Here is a 24,605-nt window from a genome sequence, read left to right on the forward strand (position 1 = left end):
GCGCGCTCCCACAGGGGGGAGGGGGTCAACCGGCCGCAGGATTTTGTAGTTGACCCTGACGCATAAACAAATTTTCACGACTACAAAGCAAACTCGGTAGTACTGTAATCTTTGCCTTAACCCCAGGCACGGGGACCAGTGTCGGCAGTCGGAAGGAGTCGGTCATGTCTATGCGTCGTACGGCGGCGGCCGCCGCGTTCGTGTTCCTGTCGGGTAGCGCCCTTGCCGCCCAGGCCCCTTCACCCTCGGCTGATTCGAGCGCTGCCCTGAAAGCCGCGCCGGCGTACTGCCCCCCGGTCGTCGAGACCTTGCTCCCCGGCGAGTACTACTTCTGCATCGGCAGCCAGGCCTTCGCGAAGGGCGACACCCTCGCGGCCAAGGCGCGGATGCAGGATGCCGCCCGCTGGGCGAGCAAGCCGGCCCAGTACATCCTCGGCCTGATGTACCTCAACGGCGATACCGGTGAGCGCGACCCCGCCAAGGGCGTCGCCTGGCTCGCCATCTCCGCCGAGCGGCACGACGCGGCCTACGAGCGCGCGTTCCTCGCCGAGTTCGCCAAGCTCAACACCGAGCAGCGCAAGCAGGCCAACGCCTACTGGCGCGACCTCAAGAAGGACTACGCCGATGACGTCGCTGGCCGCCGCGCCGAGCGCCGCTTCAACGCCGGCATGAAGGATATGCGCGATGCCGATTTCGCCGGCAACGATGTATTCCTCGATGGCATCAGCCCGCCGCAGGGCGGTGAATCCGGCACCTACGAAGGGGGCGGCGGAAACCATGGCTCCCGTGTCGGTGGTGGCCAGCGTGCGTTCGCCTTCATCCGCAAGATGGACAAGATGCACGACGACTACTTCCACGGCATGGTCGGCCACGTGACGGTGGGCGAAGTGACCTACGGTGGCACGGTCGGCGAACTCGCCTCGGCGCCTTCGCACTGAGCCCGACGAACCGGAGATACGCATGAAGACGTCGAAGTCCCTGCTTTTCATCGGTGCCTGCATCGCAGCGGGCTTCGCGTCCAGTGCATCGGCCGGCCAGAAGCCCCAGCCGCTCCCCGACCAGAAGGCCCATGACATCAGCGAAGCGCTGAAGCTCTGTCCTTCCTCGCTCGAGCGGTTCCTTCCGGGCGACTATTACTACTGCGACGCCGCCCGCGACTTCTGGTCCGGCAACGACAGCGGCGCCCGCGAGAGCCTGAAGGATGCCGCCGCGTGGGCCAACAAGCCCGCACAGTACGCGCTCGGCATCATGTATTTCAACGGCGACCACGCCCAGCAGAACCGGGCGCTCGGCCTGGCCTGGCTGGCGCTCGCCGCCGAGCGGCACAACCCCGAGTTCGAGCCGGCGTTCGTCGATGCCTATAAGCGTGTCAGCCCGGAAGAGATGGCCCAGGCCAATGTGTACTGGACCGAGCTGAAGACGAAATATGCCGACAAGGTGGCCGCGCCACGGGCGAAGAACCGCTTCGACCGTGCCTTCAATGACATCGCCTGGGCCGTGAACTTCGGCGGCTCCATCTTCATCGATGGCGTTGCCGGCCTGCGCATGTCCGATGGCATCAATGGCGGCGATGCCGCCTACGGTGCCAGTGGCTTCAGCGTGGGTCGCTTCCTGCAGGGGCGCGAAGCCGTCGCCCTGGCCGGGTGGCAATCCAATGTGTTCGTGGGCGATGCCCAGCTGGTCCCGATCGAAGAAGTCGTCAGCCGTAGCAGGAAGCAAGACGTCGAGTAAGCCGTCCCACACAACGAGGAGTCCGTGATGTCCGTACGTCGCATGGTTGTCGCACTTGCTCTCTGCCTTGCGGCAGCGGGCTCCGTCCAGGCCCGGGATACCTCGGGCGATGCACAGCTGAAAAAGATCGTCCTCTACTGCCCCCTGAGCCTGGAGCGCATGCTCCCCGGCCAGTACTACTTCTGCGCAGGCGCCACCCAGTTCGGGCTGGGCCATGGCCGCGCCGCCCGGGCCCGCATGGAAGATGCCGCCCACTGGGCGAGCAAACCCGCGCAGTACGTGCTGGGCGTGATGTACATCAACGGTGATTTCGGCATGCGTGATCCCGCCCGCGGCGTCGCGTGGCTGGCGCTCGCCTCCGAGCGTCACGACAAGGCCTACGAAAGCACCTTCATCGCCGAATACAGCAAGCTCACGGCCGATGAGCGCGCACAGGCGGATGCCGACTGGCGCGAACTGCGTGACGAGTACAGCGATGCGGTCGCGGGCAAGCGGGCGCAGCGCCGTTTCGACCTCGGCATGCACGATATTCGTGAGGCCGAGTTCTTCGGCGGCACGATCTTCCTGGATGGCATCACGCCGCCGTCGGGTTTCGCCGATGGCCTGTTCAACGGCGCCGGCGGCACCGGCGTTCCGTCGCGCGTCGGCGGCCAGCGCGCCTTCGGCCTCACGCGTGCCCTGGAGAAGGTGGGCCAGGACTACTTCCACGGCATGGTCGGCACCGTCACCGTCGGCGAAGTGGAAAACCCGGTTCCGCTAGGCCAGGTAGCCGCCGCCCCGCCGCCGCCCACCCGCAACTAACCTGTGGGAGCGCGCTTGCGCGCGATGGGTGCTCGCGGCAACACCCATCGCGCGCAAGCGCGCTCCCACAAGAGAAAAAGCGAAGTCATCTCCCCCCACGGAGTACACCGCATGAACGGAAGGCTCATCGTCGCCCTGACCCTCGGCACCCTCGCACTCGCCGGCTGCAACAAAGCCACCCGCCCGCAGCCACTACCGGGCCAGGAAAACGAAGTCGCCTACATGCTGCAGGGCTGCGCCCAGGGCCTCGAGCGGATCCTTCCCGGCGATTACTACTTCTGCGAAGCGGGCTCGAACTACTGGGCCGGCCGCTTCAGCATGGCGCGCGACGCTCTGGATAGCGCGGCCCGCTGGGCGAGCAAGCCCGCCCAGCATGCCCTCGGCATCATGTACTTCAACGGCGACCACGCGCCGATGAACCGCCCGCTGGGCGTCGCCTGGCTAGCCCTCGCGGCCGAGCGGCACGAGCCGGATTTCGAACAGGTCTTTGTCGCCGCTTACCAGTCACTCAGCCCCGCGGAGCGGAAGCAGGCGGATGCGTACTGGAACGACATGAAGCCGATCTACGCCGACGCCCGGGCGGCGGATCGCGCCCAGAAGCGTTTCGATCGCGAGATGCACCAACTGGAAACGGCCACCGCGTTCGGCGGCGATATGTACATCAGTGGCCTCACGGTTGGAAACGTGCGTGGCGTGACCCTGCTACAGCGGCTCCGCAACGAAGGCACCAACTACTTCGCCGGCTACGAAACCCACGTATGGGTAGGCGACGCCCAGCTGGTGCCACTGGGCCAGGTGGCCCAGCCAAAGCAGGCCGAACCGAAGACCTCTAATTAGCCCACGAAAAATCTCCCCGGGCCGGGGGCCTGGGGAGTGAAGGAGCGTCCACACCGGAGCTCGAGGGGAAACGGTAGGTCGGTTAAACCGGTTGCCAGTTGGGATCGGGTTCCGGCATGCCAGCGGCGGGCGCGCTTCCGTGCGGGCCCGCCGCGCCAAGGCCTTCCATGGCCGGTTCCACGAAGTCGTCAAAAAGGTCCATGGGAAAGCCTCCCTTGGTGAGTGCGGTCAGTGCAGCCCGCAGAGCAGGCCCAGCAACAGGGCCCCTAGAGCCAGCGTAACGCGCAAAGGCTCAAAATTGCGTTCCAGTTCAGTGTTATCAGCGTCGGTTTTCATTTTCTTATCCATGGTGCCAGTACAGCGCCTGCCGGGGCGGCAGGCGCGGCTCCCGTGGGGCAATCCACAGGCTGTTTGTGGCAAAACAAGGGCAAACGCGGCGTGTAGGCCGGGGATCGGCACGTCCACGGGCAAAACACGGGCAATCGCGGGCAAGCGCTTGCGCGGCGAGGTCGGCCATTGCACGCTGCGCACGCCAACCCAAATCACGGAACCCCCATGGGCCGCAGCATCGCCATTGTCGAAGACGAACCCCTCATCCGCGCCAACTACGTGGAGGCGCTCAACCGCTTCGGCTACGAGACCCGCGGCTATGGCTCACGCGCCGAGGCGTCCAACGCCTTCGCCATGCGCCTGCCCGAGCTGGTCATCATCGATATCGGCCTGGGCGATGAGCCGGAGGGCGGCTTCGACCTGTGCCGCGAGCTGCGTGCCAAGAGCGCCACGCTGCCGCTGATCTTCCTGACCGCGCGCGATTCCGATTTCGACGTCATCAGCGGCCTGCGCCTCGGCGCCGACGATTACCTGTCGAAGGACACCAGCCTGCACCAGCTGGCCGCGCGCATCGCCGCGCTGTTCCGCCGCATCGAATCGCTGAAGACGCCCACCGCCAGCGAGAACGTGATCGAACACGGCCCGCTGCGCCTGGAAAGCGAGCGCATGCGCATCACCTGGAACGGCACCGAGATCCCGCTCACCGTCACCGAGTTCTGGATGGTCCACACGCTGGTCCGTTTCCCCGGCCACGTGAAGAACCGCGACCAGCTCATGCGCGAAGCCGAGCTCGTCGTGGACGACGCCACCATCACCTCGCACATCAAGCGCATCCGCAAGAAGTTCGTCGCGCTGGCGCCGGATTTCGACGCGATCGAAACCGTCCACGGCGTCGGTTACCGCTGGACGCCGTAACAGCGAGCTGTTGTGGGAGCGCGCTCGCGCGCGATGGGTGCTTGCCTCAACCCCCATCGCGTGCAAGCACGCTCCCACACGACCCACCATGACCCTCCGCCAGAAACTCCTCCTCGTCGCCCTCTGCACCCTGGCCCTCCCCGTGGCCGGGTGGCTGTACGTCCGGCAGATGGAAACCCTCCTCCGCGAAGGCCAGGCCCAGGCGCTGGTGGCGTCGGCGCGTGCGCTCGCGCGAAGCCTGGTCGTCGTGGAAGCGCCGCTGCCGCCCGCCGGCAGCGCGTGGTACGTGCAACAGGCCAACGTGCCCATCACCATCGATGGCTACGCGGATGACTGGGCATCGCTGAGCCCGTGGGCGCAGCCGCTTGGCCGCAATGCCAAGGTGATGTTCGCGGAAGACGAGCGCTGGCTGTATTTCACGATCGACGTGCGCGCGCCACGGCGCAACCGGGCGGATGCCGCCGACCGCCTCGCGCTCAGCGCGGATCACCTGATCCTGTCGATCGCCAGCAACGAAGACGCCCAACGCTACCTGCTCGCCAGCGCCGCGCCAGGTGCCACCACGGCCATCGCGCTCGACCCGGAAGCCGGCGTGTTGCCCGATCGCCTCAACGCCCAATGGCAGGAGGACGGCGGCGGCTTCCGCGCGGAGCTGAAGCTGCCGCGCGGCCTGCGCCTCGATCGCGTCGGCGTGGGCGTGCACCTCGCCGCCGATGGCAACGCCGAACCGCTAAGCGCCGATACCCGGCCGCTGCTCGAATTCTCGCCCGCGCTTTCCCAGGAGCTGGCGCGGCTCGCCCCCGATGGCGTGCGCGTACGCGTCCTCTCGCCGGACGCGTGGCTGATGGCCCAGACCGGCCGCCTCGCGTTGCCCGACACGCCGGCCAGCGGCCAGGCGGGCTGGTTTGCCTCGCTCGTCTACCGCTCGCTGCTGGCCACGCGCCTGGACGACAACGCTGCGTGGACGGAAGACGCCCCGAAGATCGATCTGCCCGAAGTCCGCGAAGCGCTCTCCGGGAAGCCAGCCACGGCATGGCGCGCAGGCGAGGCACGCGGCAGCGTGGTGCTCGCCGCGGCGATGCCGATCACCCAGGGCGGCAAACTCCACGGCGTGGTCCTGCTCGAGCAGCCCAGCCGCGCGGTACCGCTGCTCGCCAACCGCGCGCTGTTCGGCCTGCTGCTCACCAGCTTCGCCGTGCTGCTCATCGCCGGTGGCGTGCTGCTGCTGTTCGCCACGCGCCTCACCTTCCGCCTGCGCCGCCTGCGCAACGCGGCCGAGCGCGCGCAGGACAACGACGGCAAGCTCGATGGCCCGTTCCCGCTGATCGATGCCACGGACGAACTCGGCGACCTCGCGCGCAGCTTCTCGCGCCTGTTCGACGTGGTCGGCGGCTACACCGATTACCTGCGCACGCTGGCCTCGAAGCTCTCGCACGAACTGCAGACGCCACTCGCCATCGTCAAATCCTCGCTGGACAACCTCGACCACGCCGGCCTGCCGCCGGAAGCCGAGCCTTACCTCGCGCGCGCCCGCGATGGCGTGACGCGACTCAGTGCGCTCGTCCGTGCGATGAGCGAAGCGAGCCGGATGGAACGTGCCATCGCCGCGGCGGAAGCGGAGGACGTGAACCTTGCGGACGTCGTGCGTGGCTGCGCGGAAGGCTATCGCTCGCTCGCCGGCAATCGGCACATCGACGTCGAGCTCCCTGAGGCACCGGTCGTCATGCACGTCTCGCCGGAGCTCATCGCGCAGGCGCTCGACAAGCTGTTCGACAACGCGCTCTCGTTCACGCCATCGGGTGGCTGGCTGCGCATGTCACTACGCGTCACCGCCGACGGCGCGGACGTCGAACTTGCTAACCAGGGCCCACCGCTGCCGGAAGCGATGCAGGGCAGGTTGTTCGATTCGCTGGTGAGCCTGCGCGACAAGGCGACACCGGGTGAGGCACCGCATCTTGGGCTCGGCTTGTACGTGGTCCGCCTGGTCGCCGAGCGGCACCAGGGCAGTGCGAGTGCGCGCAACATCGACGATGGTGTGGCGTTCACGCTGCATTTGAAGGGTCTGCCGCGGCAGCGACTCGGTTAATTACGCACTTTCGGAAAAAACTTCACATCCGTGAAACGCGCGAGCGGCCTTCACGCGCCGTGGCATGTGCGTTGCAAACGTTTCCGCGAGGCGCGCACAGGCCTCGTGCGTATCGCACCTCCCACTTAGCTCGGTTCGGCGTGTTGCGACGCCGATAGGCCTTATGCGCCAAAAACCGACTTTTTGCGTCACCCGGATGGAATTAATTTTCGAATGAATCGTATTTATCGTCTCGTCTTCAACCGCGCGCTGGGTGTCACCCAGGCCGTGCCGGAAATCGCCACGCGTCACGTCGGTGGCACCAGTGCACGCAGCCCCGCGGTGCGTCCGCGCCAGGCCATGCTCGCGCTGTGCATCGGTGGCGCGTTGCTATTCGCATCCCATGGCGCATTCGCCATGCAGTCGGCGCCTGCATACAGCAACGAAGGCTCGCCGTGGTTCATCGATGGCGGCGTCGGCGGATCCGGCTCCGGCACGAATGGCGGCGGCGCGGGCGGTGGCCACGGTGGTCCTGAGAACTACGCGCAGGGCAACAGCAATGGCGTGAACGGCAGCGCCGGCATGAGCGCGCCGGGCGGCTTTGGTGGCGAGGGTGGCGAAGCCGGCCTCATGCTTGATTCGCAGAACTGGCACGCCAACGACGTCACCATGGGTATGGATGGCGGCAACGGCGTGGGCCTTGGCGGCGGTGGTGGCGGTGGCGCGGCGATCTTCGTGCCGGGCGCAAACGATGGCACCACGACGTACGTCGGCGTCTACGACGCGACCATGACCGGCGGTAACGGCGGCGCGGGCGGCGATGGTGAGCTCGAACTTGCCAGCGGCGGTGGCGGTGGCGGCGGTGGTGGCGCGGGCCTGGCGCTCGGCGACTTCGTCGATGCGACGGTCACGGCGACCATCGTCGGTGGCACGGGTGGCGTGGGCGGCCTGGGCGGTGGCGGCGGTGGCGGTGGCGCCGGCGTGCTGATGAGCGGCAGCCATAACTACATGATGAACCGCGGCAGCCTCATCGGTGGCGGCGGCGCGCCGCAGGGCGAGGAGGCTTTCGCCGGCCAGGGTGGCGTTGGCCTGATGGTCAACGGCAACAGCAACAGCATCGTGAACTACGGCACCATCGCCGGTGGTTGGGATGGTTACCACGAGGCGCAGAACGACGCCGTGGTGATGGCGGGTGACGACAACAGCCTCGTCCTCGTCGAAGGCAGCGACACCACGGGCGCGATCCGTTCGCTCGGCTCCAACAACTCGCTGTCCGTCGCGGGCGTGGGCACGACCAGCTCGGAGATCGACGGTTTCAGCCAGATCAATGCCTACGCGGCGGATGGCTCGGCCTGGACCTTCACCAACTCGGTGTTCGGCCGCGGCAACACCGTCTTCGATATCGCCGCCAACAACCGCATCAACATCGATGGCGTGTTCTACGGCGGTTCCGTGCAGCCGGCCCTGCGCTCGGTGGATGCCGGCATCACCAAGACCGGTGAGGGCGTGCTCGAAATCCAGCGCAGCAAGTACCGCGGCACCACCAACGTGCAGGGCGGCGTGCTCATCCTGCACAACGGCCCGACGGGCAACTATGCGATCGGGATCGGCGGCACGCTCGACCTGGCTGGTACGGAACTGACCATGACCGGCCTCGTCGGCGCCGGCTTCATCGTCGGCAGCCCCAACCTCACCCTGGACCAGGAAGGCGATAACACCTTCGGCGGCAACATCATCGTCGATAACTTCACCAAGCTGCAGGGCGGCACCCTGACCGTGCTCGGCACGCTCAGCGCGAACACCGCGATCGAGGGCGTGTTGCAGATCGGCGAGGGCGGCACCTACGGTGATCTCGATGGCAATGTCAGCAATGCCAGCGAAGCCCCGGCAAGCCTTGCCTTCGACCGCGCCGATACCGTGGTCTACAAGGGTGATGCCTCGGTGCAGCAGCTGGCGCAGATCGGCAGCGGCACCCTGGTGCTCGCCGGCAACAACAGCACCCAGCTGATCGATGTGAACTACGGCACGCTGCTCGCCGGTTCGCAGGGTGCGCTCGGCCACGCCACGGTCTCGCTGTTCGATGGCTCCACCTTCGCCTTTGGCGGTAACCAGGCGTTCGCCAATACCTTCGTCCTGCGTGGCAATACCGCGTTCAACGTGGCCGAAGGCGATACCGGCACCCTGCAGGGTGAACTGGCCGACGGCATCAGCGCCGCCAGCCTGTACAAGAACGGCCACGGCACCCTGGTGATCGATGGCGAGCTCGAGGCGAAGGGCCTTACGGTCCTCAACGAGGGCACGCTCGTCGTCGGCTCGGCCGCGGGCAGCGAAGCGAAGATCGATGGCGGCGTGGTGACCAGCGCCGGGACCACGATCGGTGGCTTTGGCACGATCGGCGCCGGCCTCTCCGTGATCGGCGGCACCGTGGCCCCGGGCATGAACCAGATCGGCGTGCTCAACGTCGGCAGCCTGGGCCTCATGAACGCCCACGTGGCGATCGACATCGGCGCGCCCGGTACCAGCGATCGCATCGATGTGGCCGGCAACGCCAACTTCAGCAACAGCGTCGTCGATGTGAACAACCTCGGCGGCATGGGCCTCGGCGTCTACCGCATCCTGACCGTCGGTGGCACCGCGTCCGCCACCAACCAGCTATCGCTGGGCGAAACGCCCACCGGCAGCAACCTCACCCTGCGTTACCTCGCCGACGCCAATGCCTTCGATCTGATCAACCAGGGCAACCTTACCCTGAACTACTGGAACGCCGATGGCCTGGCCTCCGCCACGCACGCTGGCGGCGGTACGGGCATCTGGTCGAAGCAGGCCGCGACGTTCTCCGACGCGCAGGGTCAGCAGACCGGCGCCATGAACCCGCAGCCGGGCTTCGCGATCTTCGGTGGCGCGGCGGGTAACGTCACGGTCATCGGCGATGCCGGCGACGTGGCCGCGACGGGCATGCAGTTCATGACCGATGGTTACCACCTGCGTGGTGCGGTGCTGAAGCTGGTCGGTGACGAAGGTGCGGCGCCGGTCATCCGCGTGGGCGATGGCAGCGCGGCGGGTGCCGCGATGACCGCCACCATCGATAACAGCCTCATGGGCAGCGATGGCCTGCGCAAGACCGATACCGGCACCCTGGTGCTCACCGGTGCCAACACCTTCACCGGTGGCGTCACCGTCAACGGCGGTACGCTCGCGGTGGGGGCCGATGCCAACCTCGGCGACGCGTCCAACGTGGTCACCCTGGATGGCGGCACGCTGCACTTCACCGGTGGCGAGATCACCCTGCGCAACTACCTGCTCGGTGGCGACAACGGCACGATCAATGTCGATATCGCTTACAGCGTCGGCGGCACGGTCGGCGGCAAGGGTGCCCTGCGCAAGGCTGGCAACGGCACGCTGACCCTGTCGGGCGATAACAGCTTCACCGGCGGTACCTGGCTCGATGCCGGCAAGCTGGTCGCCGACAGCGACCACGCGATCGGCAGCGGCGACCTGCACATGGCCGAAAACACCGTGCTCGGCTTCGCGAAGGATGGCGTGAAGTTCGCCAACCGCATCATCGTCAACGGCGATCCGACCATCGACGTGGCCACCGGCACCACCGCCACCGTCAGCGGCGCGATCGTCGATGGCGCCACGCCGGGCGATATCGTCAAGACCGGTACGGGCACGCTGCGCCTCACCGCCGCCAACACCTACACCGGTGGCACGGCGGTGTCGCAGGGCAACCTCATCGTGGGTGATGGCGCCACCGCGGGCTCGATCGTCGGCAACGTCGCGATCAAGAGCGCCGGTACGCTCGCCTTCGATCGCAGCGACGCGATCAGCTTTGCCGGCGCGATCAGCGGCGAAGGCACGGTGGTGAAGCTCGGCGGCAACACGCTGACCCTCACCGGCGATAGCAGCGCTTTCACCGGCACCACCCAGGTTGCGGGCGGCGTGCTGAACCTCACCGGCAGCCTCGGCGGCTCGCTGGTGCTGGCGCAGAACGCCGTGCTCACCGGCGCGGGCAAGCTCGGCCAGGTCACGGTCAACAGCGGTACGAGCATGACCCCGGGCGGCGATGCGGCGATCGGTCGTTTCGACGTGGCCGGCAACCTCGCCTTCGCCAACGGTTCCACCTATGTGGTCAACACCGCGCCGGATGGCACCAGCGATACGGTGACTGCCACCGGCAGCGCCACCCTCGGCGGCGCCACCGTGCGTTCGCTGCAGGGCACGGGCAACTACCTGCCGCAGACGCGTTACACGATCCTCACCGCCAACGGCGGCGTGCAGGGCACCTTCGGCACGCTCACGTCGGATCTGGCGTTCCTTACGCCGACGCTGAGCTACGACGCCAACCACGTCTACCTCGACCTGCTGCGCAACGACACCAGCTTCCGTTCGCTGGCGGTCAATGCCAACCAGGCGGCCACGGCCGATGCGATCGAATCGCAGGGTTCGGGCGTGTCGGTGTACGACGCGGTGGTCGCCCTGCAGGCGGCGGACGTGCCGCCGGCGCTCGGCCAGCTCGCGGGTGTCTCGCTGGCATCCGCACGCACGGCCATGGTCGACGATGCACGCCAGGTCCGCGAGACGGTGCAGCGTCACCTGCTCGGCACGGGCGAAGGCCAGTCGGCCAACGGCGCGTGGGCTTCGGCCTGGGGCCACTGGGGTGATCGTGATGGCAGCGCCGGCGTGGATCGCCTGCGCAGCAACGGCGGCGGCCTGCTGGTCGGCGCCGATCGCGAGATCAGCGGCGTGACGCTTGGCGGCACGGTGGGCACGGGTAACCTCACCGCACGCAGCGGCAACGATAGCGTGCAGGGTCACTCGCGCGTGGCGGGCCTCTACGCCGCCGGTGCGGCCGGTGCGTTTGAATGGCAGGCCGGTGCGATGTACGGCTGGAACCGTCTGGAAAGCCACCGCCGCGTCGGCGTCGATGGTCTCGCCGGCAATGCGTCGGCGCGCTATGACGCGACCACCGCGCAGGCCTACCTGGATGGCGGCTACCGCTTCACCTTCGCGCAGGGCTCGCTGATGCCCTTCGTGAACGTGGCGCGCGTGCAGCTGAAGCAGGATGCGATCCATGAGCGCAACAGCGATGCGGCGCTCGATGTGCAGGGCCAGGACGATGGCGTGACCGTCGGCAGCGCCGGTCTGCGCGGCACGCTGGCGCTCGGCGAGGGCATCTCGGCCCACGCCACGCTGGCCTACCAGCAGGCCTGGGGCGATGTGCGTCCGTACGACACGCAGCGCTTCGCCGTGGGTGGTGATGCCTTCACCGTCGCCGGTGCGCCGCTGGCACGCCACGCGGGCCTCGCCGATGCGGGCTTTACCTTCGCCGTGGCACGCAACACCACGGTCAGCGCGAGCTACCACGGCCTCTTCGGTGGCGGCGCGAAGGACCAGGGCGCGCGGATGGCGCTCGAGGTGAAGTGGTAAACCGCGGTTAGGCGGTGAAAGTAGAAGGGGGCGCCAGCGATGGCGTCCCCTTTTTTTTCGGGCGGGCTCCTACGGGAGGGGCAACCGGGATGGGCGGGTAGGGCACTCAGCCCCATTGGCCCTACAATCGATGGTCACCCCCGGTCAGCCCCGAGACCCCATGATTTCCCGCGAACAGTTCGATGCCTACGCCGCCCAGGGCTTTACCCGTATCCCCTTGGTGCGCGAGGTGTTTTCCGATCTCGATACCCCGCTGTCGGTCTACCTGAAGCTGGCCGATGGCCCGTATACCTTCCTGTTCGAATCGGTCGAGGGTGGGGCGACCTGGGGCCGCCATTCCATGATCGGCCTGCCGGCGCGCCGGGTGTACCGCCTGCGCGGGCATGAGCTGGAGGTGGAGGAGAACGGCGAGGTCGTCGAGACCCGCCACCTCGAGGATCCGCTCGCCGAGATCGAGGTGCTGCGCAAGCAGTACGAGGTGCCGAAGCTGCCGGGCCTGCCGGACTTCACCGGCGGCCTCGTGGGTTACTTCGGGTTCGAGACGATCGGCTATATCGAAGAGCGCCTGGCGCAGTGGGACAAGAAGGATGAGCTGGGCACGCCCGACGTGCTGCTCATGCTCGCCGATGAGCTGGCCGTGTTCGACAACCTCAAGGGCCGCCTGTACCTCATCGTCCACGCTGACCCGTCGCGCCCGCAGGCCTACGCCGAAGCCGTGCGCCGCCTCGATGCGCTGACCTTCCGCCTGCGCCAGGGTGGCGTCAGCTACCCGCAGATGCTGCAGCCGGCCGCGCTCGACGAATCCGATTTCAAATCCTCGTTTACCCGCGAGGAATACGAGAACATGGTCCGCACCGCGCAGGAATACATCCGCGCGGGCGATATCTTCCAGGTGGTGCCGTCGCAGCGCCTGAGCATCGGCTTCAACGCCCGTCCGGTCGACGTGTACCGCGCCCTGCGCGCGATGAACCCATCGCCATACATGTTCTTCATCGACATCGGCCCCACGCAGATCGTCGGCTCCTCGCCGGAGATCCTCGTTCGCCTGAAGAACGGCCGCGTCGTGCTGCGTCCCATCGCCGGCACGCGCCGCCGTGGCAAGGATGAAGCCGAGGACATCGCACTCGAGACCGAGCTGCTCGCCGATCCGAAGGAACGCGCCGAGCACCTCATGCTCATCGACCTCGGCCGTAATGACGTAGGCCGCGTGAGCCAGACGGGTACCGTCGAACTCGCCGAGTCGTTCGTGGTGGAGCGCTACTCCCACGTCATGCACATCGTTTCGCAGGTCGAAGGCGACATCAAGGACGGCATGTCCTACATGGACGTGATCAAGGCGACCTTCCCGGCCGGCACCGTCAGTGGTGCGCCGAAGATCCGCGCGCTGGAAATCATCCAGGAACTCGAACCCTTCAAGCGCAACATCTACGCCGGCGCCATCGGCTGGCTCGGCTGGTGGGGCGATGCGGATACCGCGATCGCGATCCGCACCGCCGTCATCCAGGACGGCCGCCTGCACGTACAGGCCGGCGGCGGCGTCGTCTACGACTCCGACCCGGCCGCCGAGTGGGAAGAAACGATGAACAAAGGCAGGGCCCTATTCCGCGCAGTAGCCCAAGCCGCCAAGGGCCTATAAACACGCTGTTGTGGGAGCGCGCTTGCGCGCGATGGACGTTGCCGTAACCCCATCGCGCGCAAGCGCGCTCCCACAGATGGAAGAAGCAAGAACGCAGTGCAGCAGTCCAACATGACCACCAGGGAGTCCGGTAATTCATGAAAGCTCGCATCGTTGCTATCTCGTTCGCCACCATTCCCATGCTGGCATTTGCGCAAACCGCACCGCATATCGATGTCGCCGGCCATGCCGAGCGGCTGGTGCAGCCGGATCGTTTCAGTATCAACATCAAGGTCGAGGCCTCGGACCCCAAGCCGGCGAAGGCGCGGGCCCAGGTGGAAGAGCTTATGGCCAAGGTTATGGCCGGCTTCCGCGCCAACCACGCGCTCCCTGAGTCCCTTGATGCCTCAACGTTCTCGATCGGGCCCCATACCATTTACGTGGACGACAGGCCGGTCTATGACGGCTCAGAGGTGACCCGGACCGCGTCCGCCACCTTTACGCGCATCGACGACCTGCGCCATTTCATCGACAGCCTCGATAGTGCTGGCGAAGAATTGCAGGTCGTCAGTACATCCATGTCCCGAAGTGACCGGACGGCGATTGACTCCGAACTCCGCGAGGAAGCGATGCGTGATACCCAGCGCAATGCACAGCGGATCGCCAAGGCCTACGGTGTGAAGCTCGGTGCGCTATACACGGTCTCCGACCAACCCAACGCGCGCAACGGTGGCTACTCTGCCGATTCACTCGATAGCGTCGTCGTTTCAGCAAACAAGATCGCGCCATCCATCGATCTGGAAGTTGGCAGCCTGAAGAAGGAAAGCAGCATCTACGCGACGTTCCTGCTAGATACCGCCAAACCTTGATCGTCTCGATGACGCCGCTGCTGCTGATTTAGCCCAACGTGACCCACTACCTGTGCTTTCCTGTCATGGCCGCCCTGGCCTTACGCCAGGGCGGGCTGCTATCCAGTCCTGCGCAGCTGGCGACGGCGCAGGAGGCGTTGCTTAAAAAGCGCGGGCGATGCGCGTTCTGCCGGAAGTGCCGCATCGGCTTCTATCTCGCGCAGGCCTGCTTTCGGAAAGATCCCTACGCGATCGCGGCGTTCTTCTGGCTGGCTGAGCGGGAAGGCGTTGTCGTCCGTGATGCCCAGACCACCCAGCCCGTGGACGAGGCACTGGCGTGGATCGGTAGCGAGGCACGGGTAGCCACTGCCCTCCGAGGTGGCGTGCCTGAATTGATTCGGCGCTGGCGCAGACACGAAGCGGTCAGCGAGGACGAACTGAAGCGTGGATTCAAGGACAGCCGCCTTGTCTGGCCCATGCTTTTGATGAAGGCATCGCTGATCGACGCAAAAGACGATGCGATGCGAGCCAGGCAAGCCTTCGAAATAGCCTACAAAGCGACGCCAGCGTGGTTGCCGGAAAGCGCGGCCATCCGTGACAAGCTCAATGAGCTAATGAACATGTCCGTCGAAGATGAGCCACCCGTGTAGGTCGGCGTTCGCCTGAGATCCCGCTTGGCCGCTATTTTGCCGGGGAGTATCCTTGGTGAGCTGGTCCCAGTGAATATAAGAACCCCGCGGGTGTTTTGAGATGGTCACCAAGAAAATCATTGCCGCCGGTTCCATCGCTGTCATGGCGACGGTGTCATCGCCTTCGGAAGCGCGCACGCCGTTTACCAACGACGTCGCCTCGCGCACCCAGGTGCTGGCGCTGCTGGAATCGCTCAACGCCGACCTGCTCAGCCATCCCAGTGCCACGCTCACCCTTGAGCGTTGGTGTGGCGAGCATGGGCTGGCGCCGGAGGCGAAGATCGTGGCGCACCGGGTGAAGGGTCAGGACAAGCCGCTCGCGGCTGAAGACCGCGCGGCCCTGGGGATCAGTGCTGACGAGCCGGTGCGCTACCGTCGCGTCCAACTCGCCTGCGGCAAGCTCGTGCTGTCGGAGGCGGACAACTGGTATGTCCCGGCCCGGCTCACGCCCGAAATGAACCAGGTGCTCGACTCCACAGACGAGCCGTTTGGGAAGGTCGTGCAGCCCCTGCATTTCCGCCGCCAGACCATGAGCGCCGACCTGCTCTGGTCGCCGCTGCCGAAGGGTTGGGAAATGGACGCGCCGTTGCCTGCGGCGGGGCAGGGGCCTCTGGCCATTCCCCATGACGTCCTTCGTCACCGTGCCGTCCTGTACAACGAGGCCAACCAGCCCTTCAGCCTGGTGGTCGAAACCTATACCGCCGACGTATTGGCGTTCGGCAAGCGCTGAAGCTCGGCCAGCAGTTGTGGGAGCGCGCTTGCGCGCGATCGCGCGCAAGCGCGCTCCCACAGGGTTGCTTCAATCAGTGGCCGATGTTGTTGGCCACCTCCATGATCCATGCCTCATTAGCTTTGATCGCCGAGGCGTCGAGCGGCCGGAGCTCCAGCTTGTAGGACGTCGTGTCGGTTACCCAGGCAATGGAGACAACCGCGCCGCCGGTGCTATCGCGAGCCGTCTTCAACGTGGCGGGAAAGCCAGCCACCTCGGTGTTCAGCCATTCGCGAATCAGCGTAATCGACGTGCCCGATTCCCGGTGCTCGGCTTCACTTAGTTGCACATCACCCAGCCCCGCAACAGACCACGCTCGGGTGACGCCGCTCCATAGCCCTTCGTGCAGCTTGCCGCTCGGGTAGACCTCGCTCAAACGGACGGTGGCAAGCGCGGTCTGCGATACCGAGACGGGTTCGTACCGAAGGGATGGCCGGGCCAACTCGATCGACGGGTAGGTCTTGTCGAGCCAACGGTCGATGCGGCTCCTTGCCGGGCTTCCAGAGGCGCGCGCATTGAGAGCTGGCGCCTCAGACGAGAGAAAACTTCCTTGCTCGGCCTGCATCTGCACGTCGCGCCGGATACGTGCGGCGAGTTCACCCGTGTATGGGGATGCATCAAGCGGGACGATATGCACGCCCGGTTGGGTCGAAACGCGGCGAAGGTCCAGGCCCGATTCCAGGGCTTTCGCCCGGCTTTGATCGGACACGAGGGAAGAGGCGGGAGCAACCGTTGAAATGGGAGACACACGCTCCGCATTTACCGGTGCGGTGCCCGCGATGAACAGGGTGAGCGCTGCAGTTCCTATCGTCATATCACCACTCCTTCAGATTGCAGTCGGTCGCCATCGTCCGCTCAAAGGTGAGCTCGGACATGTTGTCGCCAAAAATGTGGAGCCCGCGAACGGTGTTCTTATTGCTATCGCCAACGTCACCGGCATATGAGCGCCAGGTTTGGGCCCAGTCCGTGGTGATGTCGTGGCCCGCAATGGCGCCGAAGCCAACGTGGTTACTCATGGTGTACATGTGGTGGCTAGCCATGGCCGGGCGGTCATACGTAACCGATTCGTTCACGACGCCCACAATGCAGTTCGCGCGGCTCAGTGATTTCACACCCGCCACGGATTCCGCGCTGATCAGCAATCCCGCCAGGGCAAGTAAAACTTTTCCCTTCATGTCTGGTCCTCAGATCGCCCGTCATTGAGCGAATAGAAGGCTATAAATCGGGTGGGCTTTCGATTAGCGGCGGTGGGATCCTCTTTGCGTGAGCACTTGGCGACGCAAGATGTAGGGTAGGGAGATGGATATCGATGCCCTATGTAGGGCTCCCGCCCGCGATGACCGAATCGGGTAGCCCAGCCTGGTGGTCAAGACCTATACCGCCGACGTAGGAGGCCACCCGTTAGGCGACGCCGTTCGCCCGAGAGCATCAGCTCTTGTGGCTGTTTCGCGAAAGGTGTCGCCCACAGGGTGGGCTCCTACGGAGTGGAGCGCGAGGTGCGACGCTCGCGGTCAGTGGAGCTCGTTCATCAGGCGGAGATAATCGTCGACGGTCCAGAGATTGACCTTCTCGCCTTTTCTCTTGTGTCGCTTAAGGCCGTCTTCGATATCGAACGCCAACATCGCAAGGCCGGAATCCCACGCGTGAAGCCAGTCAGGCTTCAGTTCGTGATCGAAGCGATCCGTGATCCTCAACTTCCCCGCCGGGATCTCTACTTCCTGCGCGACATGGGTGAGCAGCTCATCGAACCGCTCGAAGTCCATCACGTCCCCATAGTTCGCACCATCGTAGAGTTCTCGTAGCGATAGGGTCTCGCGATCTGACGGGAAGGCCATCGGAACTCCTGGTAGGAACACACGCCGCGTAGGTGGGTGGCGCCGACGTCATGGTATCCGGTCCCCGGGTGGCCGAATCGGGTAGCCCTTCTGGCCGAATTGCCGCATCCCCCCGGGGCGCCCAAGCTGGTGGCGTACCCTCGGGGGAGTTTCCCAATGAGCGCCACGGCACCTGTTCGAAAAGCCCCGGTCGCCCGGCCGGCGGCGAGCCCCCTGGGCGCGATGCTTACCGTGGCCAATGCGCCGCGGATCGGGCCGCAGCCGAAGTCCCTGGACAAGGCCCTGGCCTCCGCCCAGCACTGGGTGCAGCTTTCCGATGCCCGCCGGCCCGATGCCATGTGGCTGGAGGCCGGGGCGATGATGCAGCGGATGGTGCCGCGGGCCGACTGGGTGCGGTACCTGCGGAAGATCCGACTAGACCGTGGCGTGCTCGTCGGGCGCGAGTGGTTCGAGATGGCCCGCGTCCGGGACCCGGTCGGCTTGCCCGCCGGTGATTACCTCAACGTGATCTTCCTTGCCCATTACGCCAAGGCGGTGCTGTTCGAGACCGTGTCGCTGGCGCCAGGGAAGGAAGGCTGGTTGCCCGTGGGTTATGTGATCCGGCCGGTGCAGCGCGAGATCTCGTTCGTGCAGTGACGGGGCACCACGCCCCTTATCCCCGTTGACACCCTTGCCAACCCCTTAATAGATTTCGCGAACGCCGGCGAGTGTGCCGGTGCACGGGGAAGCGATGAGCGTGCCGGGACATGCCAGCCCACCTTGGATCTCATCCGAGGGTGGCCCTCTGGTGTTGATGCATCGATCTCTATTGGGAACGTGGAATGGCTCGTCCGGCAACGGACGCGGCCACGGATTAATTCGAACCCTCCTTTGCGTCGCCTGCTGTATGGCGAATATGGCTCAGGGAACTGAAATTGCCGCTGTGAGTCAGGATGCTCAGGGTCGTGGGAATTCGCCCGTCGAAGCACAGTCGAAAGACGTCGTCGATGCCTTGGTGCGGTATCAGCTCGTATCGCGACAACATGACAGCGATAACCCCGCCTCCTTCTGGGTGGCCTGGCCAGCCGGTGGCTATAGGCTCGACCCGTTACGTGGGACGGGCGTCGGCATGTTTGCGTTCCGCGGCGAGCGGCCCGGTGCCAGGTCGTATGGCATCACGCTGAAGGCCTCAGCGGCGCCCTGCGTCAAGCTGCCGACTGCACCGCGTATGACCTTCGCCCTTGATGGCGTACGTATGTCGTTCGAGGGGAGGTGTGTGGGCGATCTGCTCGTCTATCTCCCCGTGGGGGCCGCAGGCAAGGCATTGCTGGAACGTCGTGTGGAGAAGGGTGGGCAGATGGAAGTGAGGACCAGGGACCTCACGGCGACGTTCGATCTCTCCGGACTTCCGGTGCTAAAGACGATGTTCGAGGCTGAGGACGCTGCTGCAGCTTCCAGCGAACATGCGCACGTCAATGCAGTCATTGACGCCATCGATAACTATCAACGCGAGGTGAGGGATCACAAGGAAATCGCGCGGGTCGCTCACTGGCGCGCATGGTCGGATCGTGGGTATGGACTCGACCCATCTTCCGGAAGTGGCTTGATGCTTGTTGCACTTTGGGAGGGGCGGGCAGGAGACGTCTCGTACGCGATCGTTGCGACCGAAGCGACAGTGCCATGCTCGTCGCGTCTACCGGTGTCGCATCGAGAGTTCCTGCTCGATGGGGTAAGAATGTTACTCAATGGATCTTGTGTAGGTGGCCAATGGGCGTATCGCCCCATGCCCGGGCCAGACGCTAACTGGCTGACGCGTCGTCTTGGCCAGGGCGGTGAGTTGATCGTTCGCGGTGCGAAGACAAGGGTGACATTCGACCTCGCAGGCGTCCCGACACTCAAATCCATATTGAAGGCCGAGGCGGCGGCGTCGCATTAGCGGCGGACGATTTCCCGGGAATCGCCCGATCTCGCTGCTCGACCGAACCGCTTACCCCCTCCGGCCGAATTGCCGCCGCCGGCGGGCCCGCGCAATCTGGGCTCGCAGGGACCACGCAACGGCCCCAGGGGCTTGGTGGGCATGGTCAGGATGCGGCTTTCGGGGTGTGGGCAGTTCTGGTGGGATGTCGGGACCGGCGCGGTCGTGCCGCGCCACGTCTATACTCCCGGGCAGGCCAACAGGGACCCTGCCATGAGCGAACACGACACGCCCGTCCGCGAATACACGCGCCCGCCGATGCTGCGTGGCGTGGATCCGCAGCGCATGAACTGGCTTTGGCAGCTGATCCTGCAGGCGACCGACCTGAAGCCGGAAGAGGTGCGTGCGGCGCTTGTTGCGATTGGCGTCGGTGCCACTGATAAGCGCATCGCGAGCTGGGGCGTCAGCGATCGGGATGAAAGCTATTTTCCGCTGAGCATTGCGGAGCTCGAGCGCAATTTGCGCGCGGTGGTCGCTGTGAAGCAGAAGCGTGCCGAGGCGGAGGCGAAGCAGGCTTCGGATGCGCCGGCTCCTGACGAGCCGGCGGCCTGAGAAGGCGGAGACCTGCAGGAATCTGATTTTGTGGGAGTGAGCTTGCGAACGATGGGCCCGCGGAAGAGCATCGCTCGCAAGCTCACTCCCACAAGAACAGGTCCCACAACAGCAGGTCCCACAAGAGCAGGGGGCTTCAGGAATAGCGGTTCGACAGGAACTTGAAGAAGGCGCGGAGGCCCTGGGCTTCGCCGCCGCGTGGGTGTGCGGGGCGGTCGCCGTCGTTCCAGGCGTAGGTGTCGAGGTGCATCCAGTTCTGGCTTTCCGGCACGAAGCGCTCGAGGTACAGCGCCGCGGTGATCGCACCCGCATGGCGTGACGGGCCGGCGTTGGCGAAGTCGGCGATGTACGACTCGAGCATGCGGCGGTACGGGCGCCACAGGGGCAGGCGCCACATCGGGTCGTCGACGGATTCCGCCGCGCCGATCACTTCATCGGCGAGCTGGTCGCGGTTGGTGAACAGCGCCGGCAGCTCGGGGCCGAGCGCCACGCGTGCGGCGCCGGTGAGCGTCGCGAAATCCACGATCAGGTCGGGCGACTGCTCCACCGCGAAGGCGAGCGCATCGCACAGCACCAGGCGGCCTTCGGCATCGGTGTTGTCCACTTCCACCGTGTGGCCCGCGCGGGTGCGAATGACTTCGCCCGGGCGCATGGCATTACCGGCGATCGCGTTCTCCACCGCAGGCACCAGCAGGGTGAGGCGCACCGGCAGGCGCGCCTTCATCACCAGGCCGGCGAGGGCGATGGCGTGGGCGGCGCCGCCCATGTCCTTCTTCATCCAGCGCATGCCATCGGACGGCTTGATGTCCAGGCCGCCGGTGTCGAAGCAGACGCCCTTGCCGACGATCACCAGCTTCGGGTTGGAATTCTTGCCCCAGGTCAGCTCGATGAGGCGCGGCTCGCGATGGCTCGCACGGCCCACCGCGTGGATCGTCGGGAAGTTGTTCGCGAGCAGTTCCTCGCCGACCCACTCACGCACCTTCGCCTTGTGCTCGTTCGCGTGCGCATGGATGGCCGCGGAAAGATCCGCCGGGCCCATGTCCTCGGTCGGCGTGTTCACCAGGTCGCGCACTTCGAACACCGCTTCCATCAGCGGCTGCACCGCGCGCAGCGTCGCCGGTTCGACCAGCAGCTGCGCGACCGGACGGCCGGCCTTGCGGTAACGCTCGAAACGGTACGCACCCATCGCCCAACCCAGCGCGACCAGTTCGCGGTCTTCCACGATCGAATCTTCGGCGAGCTGGTAGATGCCTTCCGGCAGGCGCTGCGGCAGGCCGCCGAGCACGGAGAACGGTTCCTTGCGGTCCACGCCCACGATCACGCGCGAGAGCGCGCCGGCGTTATTCGGAAGGACGGCGACGGAGCCGGCTGTCGGACGGAAACCCAGCGATGCCAGCCACTGCCGGTGCTGCGCACCTAGCTTCTGCTCCATGGCGGGCATCGAAGCCGCATCCACGAGTTCGATGGTGGTGACGGAGCGCTTGCCGGATTTCCGGTCGATCAGTGGCGACATCAGGCCTCCCGTGCCTCGCGGCAGTTGTTGGCCGCGTCAATGACTGGTTGATATTCCGACCATATTCTAGCCGTCCAGGCGGGAAGAATCGTCAAGCCAATCGGCAAGGCCGTGCATATCCGCAAATTCGAGGTCCGGCGCCGGGCCGTGAGACCACTTTTCACCCGTTCGGTTGAGCCAGACCGTTGGCATACCGGCCTCGCGGGCGCCGACCACGTCCAGGAGCGGGTCATCACCTACGTGAAGGATCTGCGCAGGCGGCAGGTCCAGCGCCTCGGCGGCGGCAAGAAAAATCTTGGGATCGGGCTTGGCGACGCCGGCACCGATCGCGTTGATCCGGGTATGGAAGAGGTGGTGCAGGCCGATCACTTCCAGGTCGGCGTTGCCGTTGGAGATGCTGACGATCGGCATCTTCGCCGCTATGCGTTCCAGGGCGGGAAGGCTATCCGGATAGAGCTCGACGTTGTTGCGCGCCGCGTAATAGATGCGCCACAGGGCATCCACTGGGGCATCGTCGATGCCACAGGCCTCGAAGGCCTGGCGGATGGTGATCCGCCGCTGCTCGCTGAAATCGTGGGCGAGGTGGGTGTGTTCGCGCGCCACCTTCTCACGCAACTCGCGCATCGCCTCGATCGGCCACTGCGTCGCGACGGTCGGGTGGTGCTCCTTCAGCCAGCGATCCACGCAATGCTCGGCCTCGATCAGGGCCGGCAGGACAGGCCAGAGCGTGTCATCGAGGTCGAGGGTGATGGCGCGGATGGGGAGCATTGGGGTGTCCGTGGCGGGGACATCGCGCGCAAGCGCGCTCCCACAGAAAAGCAGCAGAACAGGTTGGAACAGCTCTTGTGGGAGCGTGCTTGCACGCGATAGCCGGTTGCCTCGGGGCAAGAGCATCGCGTGCAAGCACGCTCCCACAGGTTTAGCGGGCGGAGACCTTGAGGGTCTGGCCGAGCTTCACGTTGTTGTCCTTCAGCCCGTTCATGGCGCGGAGCTGGTTGACGTCGACGTTGTTCTTCTTCGCGATGGAATACAGCGTGTCACCGGCGGCGACCTTGTAGGTCTTGTTGCCAGCGGCCGGCTTCGCCTCCGCCTTGGCGACGACAGCCTTCGGCGCGGGCGCGGCCGCAGCCTTCGCAGCCGGCTTCGGCTCCGCGGCGACCTTCGGCGTTTCCACCTTGTTCGACTTCTCGCTGGAATCCACGGCCGGCTTGGCGGTGTTCTTGCCGGCGACGGTCACGGCATCGCCGGTGACCTTCGCGAACTTGCCGCCGATCTTGGCGTTGTCCGAAGCAGTGAACGCATCGCTGCGGACGCCGCTGAAGCCCTGGTGGGCGGTGGTCGTGACGCTGGCGACGATATGGGCGAACGGCGAGGCTTCGGCAGCCGAGGCAGCGGCAGCGGCCTTCGTGGCAGCCGCGGCTTTGCCCTTGGCGACCGCCGGCGCGGCCTTCACCGCTTCCTTCGCGGCTTCCGAGGCAGCGGCCGGTGCGGCAGCGGCGGCGACGGTCGGCGTCGTCATCGTCTGGCCGACATTGGCGCGGGTGCCCACGGTCGAAGCGATCTTGGCGCGGCGGCCAGCGTCGGCGGCGGCCAGCGCGGTGCCATCGGCGTACGGCAGCAGGTTATGTGCCTTCAGGATCGAGCCGGCCTGGTTCGAGGTCACGAAGGTCAGGAACTCCTTCACGTCCGCCGCCTTCGGGCTGGCATCGTTGCTGACCAGGTAGAGCTCGGTGTACAGCGGGTAGGCGCCGCTGGCGACGGTCGAGGCCGACGGCTTCACGCCATCGATCGAGAGCAACTTCAGCTTCGGGTTGTTGCCCGCGCCGGCGAGGGTGGTGGCACCCAGGCCGCGGCGATCGAGCGTCACGCCTTCTTCCAGCTTCGACTGGTTCACGTACAGGCGCGGCGCGGCCACCGGCTGGTTGCCGCGGCCGAACAGCAGGCGGCGCAGGCTCCACTCGACGCCATCGCCCGGGCTCGCCACCGCGTAGAGGTTGATCGGCGCGTCATCGCCACCGAGCTCCTTCCAGTTGGTGATGTGGCCCATGTAGATCTCGTGCAGCTGCATCAGGGTGATGTTGCTGACCGGGTTGGAAGGGTAGGTGACCATCACCAGGCCGTCCCACGCCACCGGGGTGAAGGTCAGCGACTGCTCCTTGCCACCGATGCCCGGGCGGGCCGAGCCGGCGAGGTCCGCCGTACCGGAAGCCACCGCATCGATACCCGAGGCCGTGTTGAACGGCTGCAGCTCGAACTTGCCCTTGCCGGATTTCTCCCAGGCCTTGGCCACGTCGGTGACGACGCCACGCGCGGTGGTGACATCACCACGCCAGATCAGTTGCGGCCCTGCAGCGAGGGCGGTGGCGGAGGCGCTAAGGCCGATCAGCGTGGCGGTAAGCAGGCGCGTGAGACGAAGAGACATGGACGGCAAGAGCTCCGAAACGAACGGGGTGGCTGATTTGGGCCGCAATTGTGGGCCATAAGGGCCCCGCGCGCACCATGGACGTCATTCAGCATCCTGCCGGGGCCAAACAGAACGTAGGCTGTAGGAAGAAAAGTCTCATGAGAAAGGCAGACAGCCTCCCTCTATTGCTGGGGTTGCCGGGCGGTTGTGGGAGCGGGGGGGGGGGGGCGGGGGGGCCCCCCCCCCCCCCCCCCCCCCCCCCCCCCCCGCCCCCACAAAAAAACGCCCCCCGTGACCCCGCCCCGGGAGATCTTTTA

At 66.0% G+C, this 24,605-nt stretch carries 20 protein-coding genes; 14 read left to right on the forward strand and 6 right to left on the reverse strand.

Going from position 1 to position 24,605, the window contains the following annotated elements:
* Nucleotides 1–164 precede the first annotated feature (164 nt).
* The 11 genes from ACZ6YI_RS16990 to ACZ6YI_RS17040 all read left to right on the forward strand — a co-directional run bounded on the left by ACZ6YI_RS16990 (nucleotide 165) and on the right by ACZ6YI_RS17040 (nucleotide 15,991).
* The gene (locus ACZ6YI_RS16990; RefSeq protein ID WP_465779690.1) at nucleotides 165–938 is read left to right on the forward strand and encodes a hypothetical protein; all 774 of its coding nucleotides are present in this window, start codon (nucleotides 165–167) and stop codon (nucleotides 936–938) included.
* A 22-nt stretch (nucleotides 939–960) separates the two neighbouring features.
* Nucleotides 961–1,731, forward strand: coding sequence for a hypothetical protein (locus ACZ6YI_RS16995; protein WP_465779691.1), 771 nt, complete (start codon nucleotides 961–963; stop codon nucleotides 1,729–1,731).
* A gap of 27 nt (nucleotides 1,732–1,758) precedes the next feature.
* The gene (locus tag ACZ6YI_RS17000) at nucleotides 1,759–2,532 is read left to right on the forward strand and encodes a hypothetical protein (protein WP_465779692.1); all 774 of its coding nucleotides are present in this window, start codon (nucleotides 1,759–1,761) and stop codon (nucleotides 2,530–2,532) included.
* Between the two features lie 111 nt (nucleotides 2,533–2,643).
* Nucleotides 2,644–3,369 carry a hypothetical protein gene (locus ACZ6YI_RS17005; protein ID WP_465779693.1) on the forward strand — a complete coding sequence of 242 codons (726 nt, stop codon included), beginning with the start codon at nucleotides 2,644–2,646 and terminating at the stop codon, nucleotides 3,367–3,369.
* 555 nt (nucleotides 3,370–3,924) lie between these two features.
* Nucleotides 3,925–4,614 (forward strand): proteobacterial dedicated sortase system response regulator, encoded by a 690-nt coding sequence (pdsR, locus tag ACZ6YI_RS17010; protein ID WP_440328424.1) that lies wholly within the window; start codon nucleotides 3,925–3,927, stop codon nucleotides 4,612–4,614.
* Nucleotides 4,615–4,702: 88 nt separating this feature from the next.
* Nucleotides 4,703–6,700, forward strand: a complete 1,998-nt coding sequence (locus tag ACZ6YI_RS17015; RefSeq protein ID WP_465779694.1) for an ATP-binding protein — start codon at nucleotides 4,703–4,705, stop codon at nucleotides 6,698–6,700.
* 213 nt (nucleotides 6,701–6,913) lie between these two features.
* Complete coding sequence (locus ACZ6YI_RS17020; protein ID WP_465779695.1) at nucleotides 6,914–12,109, forward strand: autotransporter domain-containing protein; 5,196 nt, start codon at nucleotides 6,914–6,916, stop codon at nucleotides 12,107–12,109.
* Nucleotides 12,110–12,269: 160 nt separating this feature from the next.
* Nucleotides 12,270–13,745, forward strand: coding sequence for an anthranilate synthase component I (gene trpE / locus ACZ6YI_RS17025; protein ID WP_465779696.1), 1,476 nt, complete (start codon nucleotides 12,270–12,272; stop codon nucleotides 13,743–13,745).
* 137 nt (nucleotides 13,746–13,882) lie between these two features.
* The gene (locus tag ACZ6YI_RS17030) at nucleotides 13,883–14,593 is read left to right on the forward strand and encodes an SIMPL domain-containing protein (RefSeq protein WP_465779697.1); all 711 of its coding nucleotides are present in this window, start codon (nucleotides 13,883–13,885) and stop codon (nucleotides 14,591–14,593) included.
* A 38-nt stretch (nucleotides 14,594–14,631) separates the two neighbouring features.
* Nucleotides 14,632–15,222 (forward strand): hypothetical protein, encoded by a 591-nt coding sequence (locus ACZ6YI_RS17035; protein ID WP_465779698.1) that lies wholly within the window; start codon nucleotides 14,632–14,634, stop codon nucleotides 15,220–15,222.
* A gap of 100 nt (nucleotides 15,223–15,322) precedes the next feature.
* Nucleotides 15,323–15,991: a hypothetical protein gene (locus ACZ6YI_RS17040; RefSeq protein ID WP_465779699.1), complete on the forward strand. Its 669-nt coding sequence runs from the start codon at nucleotides 15,323–15,325 to the stop codon at nucleotides 15,989–15,991.
* Nucleotides 15,992–16,064: 73 nt separating this feature from the next.
* Here ACZ6YI_RS17040 and ACZ6YI_RS17045 read toward each other — a convergent pair whose 3' ends face one another.
* From ACZ6YI_RS17045 to ACZ6YI_RS17055, 3 genes are all read right to left on the reverse strand, one after another.
* Nucleotides 16,065–16,844, reverse strand: a complete 780-nt coding sequence (locus ACZ6YI_RS17045; protein ID WP_465779700.1) for a hypothetical protein — start codon at nucleotides 16,842–16,844, stop codon at nucleotides 16,065–16,067.
* Nucleotide 16,845: 1 nt separating this feature from the next.
* Nucleotides 16,846–17,205 (reverse strand): hypothetical protein, encoded by a 360-nt coding sequence (locus ACZ6YI_RS17050; RefSeq protein ID WP_465779701.1) that lies wholly within the window; start codon nucleotides 17,203–17,205, stop codon nucleotides 16,846–16,848.
* A 336-nt stretch (nucleotides 17,206–17,541) separates the two neighbouring features.
* Nucleotides 17,542–17,865, reverse strand: a complete 324-nt coding sequence (locus ACZ6YI_RS17055; protein WP_465779702.1) for a hypothetical protein — start codon at nucleotides 17,863–17,865, stop codon at nucleotides 17,542–17,544.
* Nucleotides 17,866–18,021: 156 nt separating this feature from the next.
* Between ACZ6YI_RS17055 and ACZ6YI_RS17060 the strand changes: the two genes are divergently transcribed.
* The 3 genes from ACZ6YI_RS17060 (at nucleotide 18,022) to ACZ6YI_RS17070 (ending at nucleotide 20,371) form a co-directional block, all read left to right on the forward strand.
* Nucleotides 18,022–18,501 carry a DUF4019 domain-containing protein gene (locus tag ACZ6YI_RS17060; RefSeq protein ID WP_440325250.1) on the forward strand — a complete coding sequence of 160 codons (480 nt, stop codon included), beginning with the start codon at nucleotides 18,022–18,024 and terminating at the stop codon, nucleotides 18,499–18,501.
* A 151-nt stretch (nucleotides 18,502–18,652) separates the two neighbouring features.
* Nucleotides 18,653–19,780 (forward strand): hypothetical protein, encoded by a 1,128-nt coding sequence (locus ACZ6YI_RS17065; protein WP_465779703.1) that lies wholly within the window; start codon nucleotides 18,653–18,655, stop codon nucleotides 19,778–19,780.
* A gap of 252 nt (nucleotides 19,781–20,032) precedes the next feature.
* Nucleotides 20,033–20,371 carry a hypothetical protein gene (locus ACZ6YI_RS17070; RefSeq protein WP_465779704.1) on the forward strand — a complete coding sequence of 113 codons (339 nt, stop codon included), beginning with the start codon at nucleotides 20,033–20,035 and terminating at the stop codon, nucleotides 20,369–20,371.
* Nucleotides 20,372–20,507: 136 nt separating this feature from the next.
* Here ACZ6YI_RS17070 and ACZ6YI_RS17075 read toward each other — a convergent pair whose 3' ends face one another.
* The 3 genes from ACZ6YI_RS17075 to ACZ6YI_RS17085 form a co-directional block, all read right to left on the reverse strand.
* Nucleotides 20,508–21,884, reverse strand: a complete 1,377-nt coding sequence (locus ACZ6YI_RS17075) for a leucyl aminopeptidase family protein (RefSeq protein ID WP_465779705.1) — start codon at nucleotides 21,882–21,884, stop codon at nucleotides 20,508–20,510.
* A gap of 66 nt (nucleotides 21,885–21,950) precedes the next feature.
* Complete coding sequence (locus ACZ6YI_RS17080) at nucleotides 21,951–22,652, reverse strand: HAD family hydrolase (protein ID WP_465779706.1); 702 nt, start codon at nucleotides 22,650–22,652, stop codon at nucleotides 21,951–21,953.
* A 151-nt stretch (nucleotides 22,653–22,803) separates the two neighbouring features.
* Nucleotides 22,804–24,306: a substrate-binding domain-containing protein gene (locus ACZ6YI_RS17085; protein ID WP_465779707.1), complete on the reverse strand. Its 1,503-nt coding sequence runs from the start codon at nucleotides 24,304–24,306 to the stop codon at nucleotides 22,804–22,806.
* Nucleotides 24,307–24,605 lie beyond the last annotated feature (299 nt).

The sequence above is a fragment of the Luteibacter sp. NPDC104163 genome (genome assembly GCF_055584245.1).